General features: G+C 66.7%; 11 protein-coding genes and 3 tRNA genes. 9 read left to right on the top strand and 5 right to left on the bottom strand.

What is annotated here, in order from left to right:
* Positions 1-29: 29 nt before the first annotated feature.
* Positions 30-1,478 carry an FGGY family carbohydrate kinase gene (locus OG429_RS13755; RefSeq protein WP_328925614.1) on the bottom strand — a complete coding sequence of 483 codons (1,449 nt, stop codon included), beginning with the start codon at positions 1,476-1,478 and terminating at the stop codon, positions 30-32.
* A 49-nt stretch (positions 1,479-1,527) separates the two neighbouring features.
* Positions 1,528-1,827: a YtxH domain-containing protein gene (locus OG429_RS13750; protein ID WP_328925613.1), complete on the bottom strand. Its 300-nt coding sequence runs from the start codon at positions 1,825-1,827 to the stop codon at positions 1,528-1,530.
* Between the two features lie 145 nt (positions 1,828-1,972).
* Between OG429_RS13750 and OG429_RS13745 the strand changes: the two genes are divergently transcribed.
* The 3 genes from OG429_RS13745 to OG429_RS13735 all read left to right on the top strand — a co-directional run bounded on the left by OG429_RS13745 (position 1,973) and on the right by OG429_RS13735 (position 2,388).
* A tRNA-Asn gene (locus tag OG429_RS13745) sits at positions 1,973-2,045 on the top strand.
* A 5-nt stretch (positions 2,046-2,050) separates the two neighbouring features.
* Positions 2,051-2,126: transfer RNA gene (locus OG429_RS13740), tRNA-Asn, on the top strand.
* Between the two features lie 188 nt (positions 2,127-2,314).
* Positions 2,315-2,388: transfer RNA gene (locus OG429_RS13735), tRNA-Ile, on the top strand.
* A gap of 157 nt (positions 2,389-2,545) precedes the next feature.
* Here OG429_RS13735 and OG429_RS13730 read toward each other — a convergent pair.
* Positions 2,546-4,417, bottom strand: a complete 1,872-nt coding sequence (locus OG429_RS13730; RefSeq protein WP_328925612.1) for a tyrosine-type recombinase/integrase — start codon at positions 4,415-4,417, stop codon at positions 2,546-2,548.
* A 171-nt stretch (positions 4,418-4,588) separates the two neighbouring features.
* Here OG429_RS13730 and OG429_RS13725 point away from each other — a divergent pair, with 171 nt between their 5' ends.
* Complete coding sequence (locus OG429_RS13725) at positions 4,589-4,792, top strand: helix-turn-helix domain-containing protein (RefSeq protein ID WP_328925611.1); 204 nt, start codon at positions 4,589-4,591, stop codon at positions 4,790-4,792.
* 107 nt (positions 4,793-4,899) lie between these two features.
* Positions 4,900-5,871, top strand: a complete 972-nt coding sequence (locus OG429_RS13720; RefSeq protein ID WP_328925610.1) for a recombinase family protein — start codon at positions 4,900-4,902, stop codon at positions 5,869-5,871.
* Here OG429_RS13720 and OG429_RS13715 read toward each other — a convergent pair.
* A complete protein-coding gene (locus OG429_RS13715) occupies positions 5,861-6,634 on the bottom strand; it encodes a hypothetical protein (RefSeq protein WP_328925609.1) in 774 nt (257 codons plus the stop codon). The two genes, OG429_RS13720 and OG429_RS13715, sit on opposite strands and share 11 nt — an antisense overlap.
* A 9-nt stretch (positions 6,635-6,643) precedes the next feature.
* Positions 6,644-7,174, bottom strand: coding sequence for a hypothetical protein (locus OG429_RS13710; RefSeq protein WP_328925608.1), 531 nt, complete (start codon positions 7,172-7,174; stop codon positions 6,644-6,646).
* 670 nt (positions 7,175-7,844) lie between these two features.
* On the opposite strand from OG429_RS13710, the gene OG429_RS13705 reads away from it, so the two are divergent.
* The 4 genes from OG429_RS13705 to OG429_RS13690 all read left to right on the top strand — a co-directional run bounded on the left by OG429_RS13705 (position 7,845) and on the right by OG429_RS13690 (position 12,713).
* Complete coding sequence (locus OG429_RS13705; protein WP_328925607.1) at positions 7,845-8,969, top strand: ParB/RepB/Spo0J family partition protein; 1,125 nt, start codon at positions 7,845-7,847, stop codon at positions 8,967-8,969.
* Positions 8,970-9,027: 58 nt separating this feature from the next.
* Entirely contained in the window at positions 9,028-9,366 is a 339-nt protein-coding gene (locus tag OG429_RS13700) for a hypothetical protein (protein WP_328925606.1), read from the top strand.
* Positions 9,363-10,169 carry a class I SAM-dependent methyltransferase gene (locus tag OG429_RS13695; protein ID WP_328925605.1) on the top strand — a complete coding sequence of 269 codons (807 nt, stop codon included), beginning with the start codon at positions 9,363-9,365 and terminating at the stop codon, positions 10,167-10,169. The genes OG429_RS13700 and OG429_RS13695 overlap by 4 nt, the downstream gene beginning before the upstream one ends.
* 942 nt (positions 10,170-11,111) lie before the next feature.
* The gene (locus tag OG429_RS13690; RefSeq protein ID WP_328925604.1) at positions 11,112-12,713 is read left to right on the top strand and encodes a hypothetical protein; all 1,602 of its coding nucleotides are present in this window, start codon (positions 11,112-11,114) and stop codon (positions 12,711-12,713) included.
* The last annotated feature ends 22 nt before the right edge of the window (positions 12,714-12,735 follow it).

Raw genomic sequence — 12,735 nt, 5'->3', positions numbered from 1 at the left:
AATTTCCGTCCGCCCCGCGACGGCAGGGCCTAGAACGCGCCGGGGTGGATCTGCTCCCTCGTCGCAATGTACTGCTGGCGCACCGCCTGCCACGCCGGGAACTCCTCGCCCGGCTCGAACACCTGCGCCGCCGGGGCGGGCCACACCGGCGGGGTGTGCGGGGCCAGCGTGCCCTGCGCCACTCCGAGCGCCCACGCCGCCTGGCGCGCCGCGCCCAGCGCCGCGTAGTCGGCGGGCGCCGGTACGACGATCTGCGTCCCGAACAGCCCGGGGGCCGCGGCCTGTACGGCGGGCAGTTCGGCCGCCGCGCCCAGCAGGAACACCCGGCGGATCTCGACCCCGCGCGAGCGCAGCACGTCGAGGGCGTCCACCAGCCCGCAGAGCATGCCCTCGAAAGCGGCCCGGGCCAGGTGCTCCGGCTTCATCGAGTCCCGGCGCAGCCCGGACAGGGTGCCGGCGGTGTGCGGCAGGTTCGGCGTCCGCTCACCTTCCAGGTACGGCAGGAGTACGAGGCCGTGCGCGCCCGGCGTCGACTTCAGCGCGAGCTCGGACAGCCCCTCCAGGTCGGTGCCCAGCAGCTCGGCGGTGCCGCGCAGCGCCCGTACGGCGTTGGAGGTGTTCACCACCGGCAGGTGCATGCCACTGGCGTCGGCCAGGGAGGTGATCAGACCGCCCGGCTCCGACAGCGCCTCGTGGTGCACCGCCATCACCGAACCGGACGCCCCGAGCGAGACCACCGCGTCGCCGGGGCCGAGCCCCAGCCCGAGGGCGGCGGCCATCGTCTCGCCGGTGCCGGCCGATATCAACAGCCCCTCGGGCGTGGTCCCGGCGGTGTCGGCCGGGCCGAGCACCTCGGGCAGCAGCGCCTGGTGCCCGAGCGCCAGCTCGACGAGGTCGGGACGCCAGGAGCTGGTGGCGGCCGACCAGTACCCGGTACCGGAGGCGCCGCCCCGGTCGGTGGTCCGGCGGACCGGCCGGCCCAGCAGCTGCCAGACGAGCCAGTCGTGCGGGGACATCACGACGGCCACCCGGCGGGCGGCCTCGGGCTCGGTGCGGGCCAGCCAGGCCAGCTTCGCCAGGGGCTGCGCGGAGTGCGGGACCGAGCCCACGGCCTCGGCCCAGGCGTGCCGCCCGCCGAGGGCGTCGATGAGGTCGGCGGCGGCCACCTGCCCGCGCTTGTCGTTGCCGACCAGGGCGGGGCGCACCAGCCCGCCCTGCGTGTCCAGCGGCAGCAGCCCGTGCTGCTGGGCGGAGACCCCTATGGCCTGGACCCCTTCGAGGAGCCCGCCGCCGGCGGCCTCGCCCAGCGAGAGCAGCCAGGCCTGCGGATCGGTCTCGTGGGGATTGGCGCCTTCGGGTTCCCCGGCGGGCTGTGGATGGGGTGCGTACCCCTGGCGCAGCACGGCACCCGTTTCGGTGTCGCAGACGACTATGCGAGTGAAGGCTGAAGAGCTGTCCAGCCCGGCGACTATCCCCATACGGAGAATTCTGCCGCACGCCGGGCCGGACTCATCCGCCTCGGACGCCTCAGGTGTTGCTGGTGCCCCAGTCGTCGTCGACGCCGCCGACCCGGTCGCGCCGTCCCCGTACCCGGCCGGACAGGGAGGCCGGTACGGCGTCACCGACCTTCTCGCTCACCGCGGAGAAGGCCTTGCCGGCGTACTCGCGCCCGGTGTGCCCGGCGGTCTCGGCGGCGTTGCGCACCGCGGGGTTCTGCGTGAACTCCCGCAGGGACTTCTTCATGGATTCGTAGCGCTCGCGCCCGGCCCGGGTTCCGAGCACGTACCCGAGGGTCAGTCCGACCACGAACGTGACCTTGTACCGCATGCCTGCCACCCTTCGTCGTGTGGTGCCCGGCCTGCTGTCGATACCGATTGGCGGAGCACCCCCCTGCTTGCGCTAATCTATGACTCGCAACGGGCGCTCGCCCCCCGGCAAGGCCGGAGGTGGGCTGTTCGATGCACCGCAGCAATCCCCTGTAGCTCAATTGGCAGAGCAGCCGGCTGTTAACCGGCAGGTTACTGGTTCGAGTCCAGTCGGGGGAGCGCGGTCCCCTGTAGCTCAATTGGCAGAGCATTCGGCTGTTAACCGGAGGGTTGCTGGTTCGAGTCCAGCCGGGGGAGCCAAGAGACGAAGAGGGCCCCTCGTGGGTCCTCTTCGTCTTTTTTGTCGCCTCCGAACGGAACCGGGCAGCCCTCAGCGCGGTCTCTCTGAACAGGCGAAGCCGATCATGCGAGGCATCCGAGGCAGGAGATCGTATGAGCGGCTATGCTGCGGCAGACGGCGCGCACACATGTACGCGCCACGCCGTGAAGGGGCGGTAGCTCAGCCGGTTAGAGCAGCGGACTCATAATCCGTCGGCCGTGGGTTCGAGTCCCACCCGCCCCACTGCGCACCAGGTGTGCAGAAACGATCTGGCCAGCATCTTTGCTGGCGGCGTGAGTCGCTGCGGTGATCTTGGCGGCCCTTCGGGGCCGCCTTTCGCGTTCCATGGGCGCTGCGGGGACACAGCGGGGACGCGAGGGGGCGGACGCGGGGACAGACGTCACCCGCTGCCGACGGAAGCCTTTCGGGTGCCTGCCAGGAACCGGCTCACCGGCTCGTCGCGGCCGCTTGCCGACGTGCGGTCGATCACAAGACGAACCAGCGCCAGGGTCGCCTTGTGGTCCTCCGGGATCCGGTCGGCGAGGTTCTCGCTTCGGATGACCTCGTAGCCCTGCTCCGTGCAGTACGCCCGAAGCCACGCCTCGGCCGCCTCGACCGCACGCTCCGCTGCTTGGGCCTCCGTGTGGATCCGGCCGAAGACATCACCGCCGGCGGTCGCTTGAACCTCAACGGCCCACCGCGACTTGTGCCCCGTGCTGGCCGCGCGGGCGAACAGCACCGCCACATCCTGCGCGAAAACGCTGCCGGGGATCTTGAGGGCCTTCTTGACCGTGTAGGAGACCTCACCGCCGCGAGGTACGACTGCGACCGTCGACTCGGCCTCGGTCCGGAACAGCTCGGGCAGGACGCTGGTGTAGGTGTCCGAGGTGATCTGCCGCGAGCTGTGGCCAAGGCGCTCCTGGACCACCTTGATGTCGGTACCGGCGAGCAGGGCGAGGCTGGCCGAGAGGTGGCGCAAGTCGTGCAGGCGTACGGGCGGGAGGCCGGACAGCTCGACCAGCCGCTTGAACCGCCGGCTGATCCAGTCAGGGTGGAGCGCCGCTCCGTTCTCCATGGTGAAGACGCAGCCCGATTCAACCCACGCCTCCTCACCTTCCCACTCGGAGCGTTCGTGCTCCTGGTGGGCCTGGTGCGCGGTGAGCACCCGGCCTGAGTGCGTGCTGATGCTCATGGTGCGGACGCTGTCGGCCTTTGGCTCCTCGCCGTAGACGCGGTACGCGACTTCAACGAGCTGGGCTGAGATCCGCATGGACAAGGCGGTGAGGCTGACCTCCGTCCAGGGGAGGGCTGCCATTTCGCCGCGGCGCGGGCCGAGGAAGGTGAACGTGTCCCACAGGGCGTAGAGGCGGTCGTCCGCCACGAAGTCCAGGAAGGCCCCGGCTTGCTCGGGCGTCCAGACCATCACCGGGCCGGGCTTCTCGCCCGTGCGCTGCCAGTGCTCGACGCGCTCGGGCGTCCACACCAGCGGCTTCGGCCGCTTGACGGGAGGCAGCTCGATGAGCGACGCCCAGTTGGTCTGGTATTCGAGCCGCTTGATCCCGCTGTTCAGGAACGAGCTCAGGGTGGCGTTGATGCGGTGGAGCGTCGCCGGCCCTGTGATCTTCCGCAGGCCCCGACGTCCCTTCCTCAGGGCAGCGTTGGCGTCGAGGTAGGCACTGCGAGCCTGGCGCCGTTCCTCACCCTTTCCGGAGGCGCGTATCCAGGCTTCCTTTGCGGCGTCGCGTGCCTCGGCGAGCTCTACGACTCGGCCGTGGTGGAGCAGGCGTTCGGCGTTCTCCTTCTTGATGGCGGCGTACATCGCTTCGATGTGCCGAGCGTGGAGATCCTTGCGCTTGATGTGCCCTAGGTGGGGCATCAGGTAGAGCCGGATGTGCCCCTCGTACCCGTGTGAGGTGGTGCGGGCGAGGCTTCCCTTCCGCTCCACCCAGGCGGTGAGGTCATCACCCACGGTGGCCGAGCTCAGGATGTCTGTGCCGCCCTCGGCTTTCTTCAGCTCCTTTTTGGCCGCCACCTTGGCGTCGTCCTGCGTCTTGAAGCCGCCGCGGCGGATTCGTCGGCGCTTGCCGTTCTCGCCGGACTCCAGTTCGAAGTAGAAGTACCAGGTCGAGTGCCCTTTCTGCTTGAGCTTCGGGCAGGTGGCTCCGACCTCCTTCATCTTGGGCGTGCCGTCGCTCAGGAGCACCGGTTCGCCGGCGCCGTTGAGGACCGGGACCTTGCACGCGCACCTCCTGAAGTAGCTGATGTCAGTCATGACTCTCCCCCTGCTGATGTGGCCTGTGTGCTGATCTTTGCCGCTCTGTGAGACATGTTGCCCCAACACTGGAGTGTTGGAGTATTCTTATGTCTACGTTGGCGCGGGGGAGAACGCGACGACGAGATGACAGTGAAAGAGAGTTCGGGAACCGGCTCCGCAGCCGCTGGGATGACCTTGGAGGAGCTGCTGACCCTTCCGCCGACGGTGAACGTGTCGACGGCGGCTCGGGCGCTCGGCATCGGTGTGCACAAGGCGTACGCCTTGATCAGGTCAGGCGACTTCCCCGTGAAGACGCTGCCGCTCGGCGGTACGACGCGCGTGCCAGCTGCCGCCTTGTGGCGTGTGCTGGGCGTTGAACCGCCGGGCCGCTAGCTGCGGCGACGGCCGTCGATCTTGAGGCGGAGCGTGCCATTGGTACGGACCGTGACCTAGGATCGGCCCGCCACGGGGGAGAACAAGAAGAGATCGGACGGAACCGCATGCCACGGCTCTACGGATTCGAGGACAACTCGCGGCGCCGCCTCCACGAAGACGAGGTCGGGCCGCTGCGAGAGATGGCCAGCCGCGCCCTTCTGGACCCTCCGCAGTCCGACGCGGATATCGCTGTGTGGGCCAACGCCCAGGGCTACCGGGGGACCCTCGGGGGTGAGTGGAAGGACGCGAGCATCGGCCGCCTCCTCAAGAACCCTGCCATCGCCGGGCTGCGGCGAGACGAGAATGGCGAGCTGGTCGACGCCGGCCACCCCGGGGCGATCACCCCTGACGAGTTCAAGGCCCTGGAAGAGCGTCACGCCAAGCGGAAGAGGGCAACGCCCGACGCCCCCTACTCCTATCTCCTCGCGGGAGACGTAGGCGGCATCGCTTCGTGCGGCAAGTGCAAGCAACACCTGACCGGAGCTCGCAACAACGCGGGGAGCCCCGGGTACCGCTGTCGTCCGAAGGATAAGCAGGGAGCGGGCGGGTGCGGAGAGGTCCGTGTGAACGCGGAGCTCCTTGAGACCTACGTCGCCGAGTACCTCGTTGCCGAACTGCTCAAGCCCGACGTGCGGGCGAGCATTGAGGCTGCACAGGAGGCCGCTCGCGCGCAGGTCGAGGACCTCAAGAGGACGATTGCGGAGCAGGAGCAGCGGGGGCGCGAGGTCGCCGAAATGTACGGCCGTCGGCAGATAGGCCGAGACGCCTTCCTCGTTGCTCAGAACGCCGCGACCGAGGAGCTCAAGGTCAGCCGAACACGCCTCCGGTTCGCGGAGCAGATGGCCAACTTCAAGCTGGGCGACGCCCGGGACCTCGTCCGGTGGTGGAACACGGCCCCGCACGCCTCCAAGCAGGTCATCGCGTTGCTGCTCCTGGAGGGCGTGCGGGTGTTCCCGGCCAGCGCGAAGGGCGTGCGATCGATCGAGCCCGGCCGCGTGGTGTTGGACTGGCGGAAGGGCCGAGCCGTTACGCCGTGACCTGGTCTGCCTTCCGCTGAGTGAGCCGTCGGCCGACCATGGCCATCGTGAGACCGGTGATCAGAGCCACTGTTGCCAGGCCGGCGAGGAGGGGGGAGATGATCTCTTCGTACTGCAACGGCCAGGGGTGCCGCAGGTAGTTCAACAGCAAGTACGAGCCCTTGCTGATCGCGTAGGCGACGCCGAGGACGGCTGCGGCCGCTGAGGTGGCGAGTCCCCGAGAGGTCCAGGTGTGGCCCCGGCGAGACGCCGACATGGCCATGCCGGAGCAGAGGAAGGCAATCTCGCCACACGTGATGGCGACGTAGGTCAGGTAGGCCAAGAGGTAGACGGTTACGCCAGGTTCCGCCGCGAAGGCGGTGGTGAACTCCATCTCGGGCCCGGTGGTCGTGGCGAACAGCGGCAGCATCGCAGCCAGCACGGCGACGCCGAGAGCGACTCGCGCGTAGAGGCTGGCCTTAAGGACCTCATGGTTGTACGACCAGTCCACCAGCATCAGCTGGAGGCTTCCGCACCACAACACGGCGCAGAAGTGCGCCCCGAGCTTGGCCGAATTGTTCATGCCGGTTAGCTCTTCGAGCAGCCCCTCGACCGTTGGCACGGCCAGGAGGACGCCAACCGTGCAGACACCGAAGGCAACTGCGCGGGCGGCGCGGGCGATCCGGTAGTCACTCCGATCGCGCAGCCGCCAGGCATCTCGGGCGGAGTACCACGTCCCGACGATCCCGACCAGAGTGCATATGCCAAAGACGATGCCGTCCATGATGGTCTTTCAGAGTCCTTCCAGGTCAGAGACGGCCCGTTCGGCAGCCTCGGTAAACGACAGACGGCGACGCCGGCCGGGTCGCGGCGGCTCCACCATGGGCGGCAGCTCCGGCACCTCCGGGATGTTGGTGTCGGTCTTGCCGTGCCGTCGTCGGATTGCGCGGGCGGCCTCTGCCAGCTCCGCGGCGCCCGTTTCCCCCAGGTCGTGAATGAGCCGCAGCGCCTCCCGGGCATCCGCTTGCGCTTCGTAGACCTCCAAGGAGGTCAGGCCGTTGTACCCGGGAAGGAAGAAAGCTACCGGAGCATCGAATGCGCGTGCGAGTCCTAGGAGCTGAGAGGCCTTCGGGTCTCGCTTGCCGTCGTAGTCATTCAGGAGTTCGTTGATGACCTGGTGGGTCATCGCCGGCTTGCCGCCGGCGGTGACCGCGGTGGCCTTCTCCAGGGTCCGCACGCTGGGTCTCTGGCCGGTTCGGTCGACTATCCGGCGCAGCAGCAATGCCAGCTTGCTAGCCAGTGTGACGTCAGGGCCGGAGGCCATAGGCGGGGTCCTTCGTGGCGGGCCGGTCGAGCGGCCGCGGTGCGGGCAGGGGTAGGGCGTGGCTGATTCCCGCCACGCCTGGGTGAATTGGAGCCAGGTCTTCCGAGCTATTGTCTATGTTCATTGACATTAGGTCACTGTGCGAAGCAGGATCGTTGTAGATCCTTTGGGTCAACATGCTAGAGGTGACGCTCGCGCGGCCCACCTTGGGCTGCGACTGCGCTGGCGACCGGATGTACGTAAAGGTGTGCCGCAAGTGCAGGTGTGTCGGGATCTAAGTCCCGCGCCCGGAGGGTGGGGGAAGTGAACGTGCGACACGGAGGGGTGCGGTGTGGCGGTCGAACTGGAGAGGGTGCTCGCGCGACTGGGGGAGTCGCGCGGCGAGCGGTGCGTAGACCTCGGGGGCGACGAGGCGCATGAACTGCTCGGAGCCCTCGCGATCGTTGCCCCATCGACCATCCCTCGTCGACACCAGGATCCACCTCGCGTGAGCTCTGGGGATTGCGGGAGTGCAGAGTGAACCGGGCCCGGCGTGACCTTCTGGTCGCGCCGGGCCTTTGACGTGCAGAAACTTTCAGCCGAATGTGGACCCACCTTCAGAATGCATATAGAATAGAACTGGAAGGAGCGGGGAGGAAACCTCACTCCGAACGACCTCTTGGAGAATCAAATGGGCACCAAGCACACCAGCCTGAAGCTCGCTCAGATCCACCGCAACGAGAGCCAGCCCCGCGAGCACTTCGACGAGACCGAGCTCCAAGAGCTCGCCGACTCGATCAAGGAGCACGGCCTGCTCCAGCCGATCGTCGTCCGCAAGCGCGAGGCTGGCGGGTACGAGATCGTCGCCGGAGAGCGCCGCTTCCGGGCCCACGAGATCGCGGGCAAGATCACCATTGACGCCCGGATCATCACCGGGGCCGACGGCGGGGCCATCGACGACGCGAGCGCCTTCGAGAAGGCCATGGTCGAGAACCTCAACCGCGCCGACATGCTGCCCCTCGAAGAGGCCAAGGGCTTCAAGAAGCTCCTCGACATGCAGGGGACGAACGTCGACCCCAAGGAGGCGGTCCAGATCGTCGCCAAGAAGGTCTCGAAGTCGGTGCCGTTCGTCAACCAGCGCCTCGCCCTCCTCAACCTGCGGCCCGAGGTTGCCGCCGCCGTCAACCTCGGCCACATCGGCACCCAGGCCGCCGTGCAGATCGCCGCCCTGACCAAGGACAACCAGAAGGGCGTGTTCGAGAAGTGGAAGAAGGGCGACGTCACCGACAACCAGCTCGTCCACATCGCCTACGCCATGCGCAGGCAGGAGAAGGCGGCGACCCAGGAGTCCATGGTCGCCGTCGAGGAGATGACCCCCGAGCAGAAGGCTGACCGCACGAAGGAGACCGCCAAGACCAAGACCGCCCTCGACGAGATCGAGCGGCTGTGCGGCCTGCTGGAGGGCATCGCCAAGACCGACCCCCTGCACCTCTCCAAGCTCCTCGCCGGTGAGGTCGGCCAGCGCCTCGAGCAGCTGGACCGTGCCGCCAAGTTCCTGGCGGACGCCCGCTTCCAGGTCCGCCAGGCCAAGGCGCACGCGGAAGCCAGCGACATCATCGTCAACGCCGAGGCGGAGGCACCTGACCTCGCCGCCGAGGCGGAGGCCCTGATGGCGGCTGCCATCGAGCCGGAGGGTGACATCGACGCGGGAGCGGCCTCCGACCCGGAGGACGCCGCCGCCCCGCAGGTCGCCGACGAGGAGTCGGACACGGACACGGAGACGGTCGACGCGCAGACGACCGAGACCGCAGCCTGATCGACCAGCCCAGGGTGGGCGGCCCCCGAGGCCGCCCACCCTCTTTAAGGAGCTCGCAGTGATCAACAACATCCACCGCATGCGTAACGTCAACCGGTGCCTGTTCTCGACCGTGGAGGCAGGCAACGCCCTCAAGGAGTACGACCCGGAAGCCCAGGAGCTCGTCGAGCGCGCAGCCGGACGCCTCGTCCTCGCCCGCGCCGGTCAGGGGGACGACGTCGCTCAGGAGGCGGACGATCTGACCCGTGCCGCCACGGCCGAACTCCTGCGCGCGGCTGGTGGTTCCGTCTCCGTGCGATTCGCGCTCATGGTCGCGGCCCGTCTCGTCGAACTCGAAACCGAGCTGATCCAGGCGCGCGCCGCCACCGGCGAGCCCGGGATCGGGGGCCGGTCGTGAAACTCGACGCCGACGTGCTCGATGTCATCCGAACTGCCCGCTGCGACGGGTCGGCGCTGCACCTCAGCGGCCAGCTCGCAGACCGCCTGTACCAGCGCGTGAACCTCGCCCTCTCGGCAGTCGGGGGAAAGTGGGACCGGTGGAAGCGCGCCCACGTCTTTCCTATCAACGCGGCTGACGCCATCGCCGGTCTGCTCGCCGAAGGGGAGGTGACCACAGACGCCGAGCGCGGCTACTTCCCCACGCCGGCTGCGCTGGTCGATGAGATCCTCGACCTCGCCGACCTGAGCGCCGGGCACGAGGTCCTTGAACCTTCGGCCGGTGCGGGCGCCATGGCCGAGCGGGTCGCGAATCGTGGGGGCGTAGTCGATTGTGTCGAACTGGACCCGGGGCGTGCGAAGGTCATCCGCGACAAGGGCTACGCCCGGGAGGTGATCACCGCAGACTTCCTCACACTCCGGGTGTCCGCCCGCTACGACCGTGTGGTGATGAACCCGCCGTTCGCCGGGCAGCTCGACATCCAGCACGTCCAACGCGCCCTGCGCTGGTTGCGCCCCGGCGGACGGCTCGTGGCGGTCATGTTCGGGAGCCTCACCTTCCGTACGAATGCACAGGCGCTGGACTTCCGCAGTCGAGTGCGCGAGGCCCGTGGCACCATCACGCCGCTCCCGGACCGCTGGTTCAAGGGCGTCAGCACGGTCGTGACCGTGATTCCCGCCAGCCCACTGCCTGAGCTGGTGGGGCGCCGCACCACCCAAGTGTCAGCGTCAGGGCAGAAGGCATCTCAGGACAGCCTCTTCTGACACCAAAAGATAGATACCAACACTGCGTAGTGTTAGTGTCTACTTGCTGGTCGGCGGTACGAGGACGCCGACCAGCGACGCCGTGGCATGCGGCAACTCCTCGGTGCCTGGCGGGTGGCCAACCCCCCGCGCCCTGCCCGCCAGGCACCGTCCTCGCTCCCAAGCGAGACCGGGGAGCTGCCCTCCACTACCTCACGACCGTGGTGAATCCGCCCCCCAAGGGGGCGGATTCCGCGTACTAGGAGCGTCACGTGGACGACGGTTCCGTCGATCCGGACTTCCGCGGCCACCCCGCGGACTACCCGCTGTACCTCCGGCTTCTCGCCGAACGAGACCGACTCCCCGCGAGACTCCGGCCCGCGAAGCCCGATCCCGAAGGACCGCGAAACTTCGCTGCCCTCGATGAAGCCATCAGTAGCCGACCAAGGAAACGAGCGTCATGAACGACCCGCAGCAGCCTGCCCGTACCACCCAACGCAAGCCGCCCGTACCCGGCGCCATCTGGTGCAAGGCCTGCGACTCCTGGTGCCTCCCGTCCGGGATGTGTCGCTGCAACAACCGCTGACGTACGTGGAGGCCGACACCCCGGGGTATCGGCCTCCACGGCTATCGCTCTCTGCTCGCCAGCAGCAGAGCCCTAGTCCAGGTTGCCAGCTGCCTGACCATGCGCTCCGGGACAGGGTGTCGTGAGGAGAAGAAGGGGAGCAGCAGCAACGCCGGCGTAAACGCCAGCGTCACAAGGGTCACCGGGATGAGGGCGATCAGGACGATGAACATGCGTTGCATCCAACGCGCTTGAGCAAGAAGGCCGGTCCATCGGGCTGGCATTTCGAGTGTGTCCCTTCAGTAGTCCGATCGATGACGTCGAGCCTGCGGGCATCCGGTACGTTGCGAAACAGGCACTGCGTTGCCGAGAGGTTGTCAACGTGCAGGGGGCGCGTCGTGAGCGAACTGGCCAGGAACGAGACGGCATCGGCAGCCATGGAGCGCGGCTCGATCCCGGAAGTTGCGGCCCTAGGCAACGTGTTGACAGGGCTGTTCAACACTCTGGGCGTGTCTCAGGCTGCCTACGCGCACCGCGTCCACCTCGACAAGTCGGCCGTCTCTCGCTACCTAAGCGGGAAGAGGTTGCCTCCCCAGGCATTCATTGATCGTTTGCTGATGGAGGTCCAAGAGCATCGAGAGTCTCCCGTGCAGGAGCAGGTCAAAGAGGCGATCCGTCAGCAGCGGTTGCGGGCGTTGCAGGTTACGAATCCGGGAGAGTTCGAGCTGGAGTCGCTTCGGGAGGATCTGCTGCGATCGCAGAGGACGGTCAAAATGGCGCGGAGGCAAATCGAAGCGTTGCATGATCTTCTGGAAAAGAGGGAACAGCAGATTTCCGACCTGTCCTCCGAGTTCGAGCAAGCGCGAATCGATTGGGTTGCGGAAGTTGGTTCACGAGGTGTCGCCGCACGCTGGAATGGGGACCCGGAGCATGCGGCGAGTGAATATGATCGCTTGAGGGAGGAGGTTGCCCGACTTAGGGATGACCTTCGAGTTGTTCAGGGGCAAAGAGAAGAAGCGGAGGGGCGTAGCAGAGAACTCAAGAGTCAAGTTCTCCGCTTGGAGGAGGAGCTAGCGAAGGAGCTGTCTGGGGTAGGGGATCAAGTCCCCCTGATGGCATTTCAGGAGCAACTGGAAGCATTGATTGTTGCGGAGAACTCCGTAGGTGTGTCCCTTGAACTCAGTGATGCTGGAAGGACTCGCTCCTACGCAGACCTCATCCACACCTACCGGTGGCTGGAAGATTATAAACGCAAGAGGTTGAGTAGGGAATTCTTTACGGAAGTTGCGAAATTTCGACCGATTGAAGACGTTGAGGCCTTTGGTGCTGACCTGCTTAAACGGCATTCGGAGGAGCTCGATAGATTCCTGGAGGTGGTGGTTGCTCGTGTATCGGGGTATGAACTCTCCTACCTCTTCGGAAAATGGAGCCAGCGTACCGTGGGTGAAGGGGCGCAGCTTCAATTTGGGAGGGATGTTCTTCCTACCTCCCTCTCTGACATTCTGTTGGCATCCTTACTCCGGCATGCGCATGAACTTGACTCGGTCCGATCGGTGTTGATGGCGGTGCACGAATCCGACCGCTTTGACAGTTTCCCGGTGGCGAGTGCCGTAATCCGGTCTGACGGTAGCCGGGCTGTGACAGTAGGCCTGGCGCGCCATATCGACCAAACGGGATGGGCATCGCTGGCTCGCGTAATGGTCGGCGGATTGGTACGCGCGAAACAGGGAATGCGCTTTTTTGATTGGTTCATCCGGCTATCTCAGTATGAGGTGGATTGGCTGTTTGACTACATCGCCGCTGACTGTGGCGGGTGGGTGGTCGTGGAGTTTGCCAACAAACTGCACCAGTGCCTCGCTGAATTCAGAGGGTTGTCGATGGAACGCACCCTGGAAAAGTTCCATGACCATGTGGAGCAGGCTGGGGCGACGAGGTTCTTCACCGAGGAGGCCGGCTTGTCCACCGAACTTCGGCAATACCTAGTCGAACGGTCTGGCTAGAGCCTGGTTAGAGTGAGTGTCT

Origin of the sequence: Streptomyces sp. NBC_00190 (assembly GCF_036203305.1) — a bacterium.
Lineage (GTDB): Bacteria > Actinomycetota > Actinomycetes > Streptomycetales > Streptomycetaceae > Streptomyces.
Note: the sequence above shows the minus strand (reverse complement) of the source record. Positions and strands in the feature narration are given on the sequence as shown.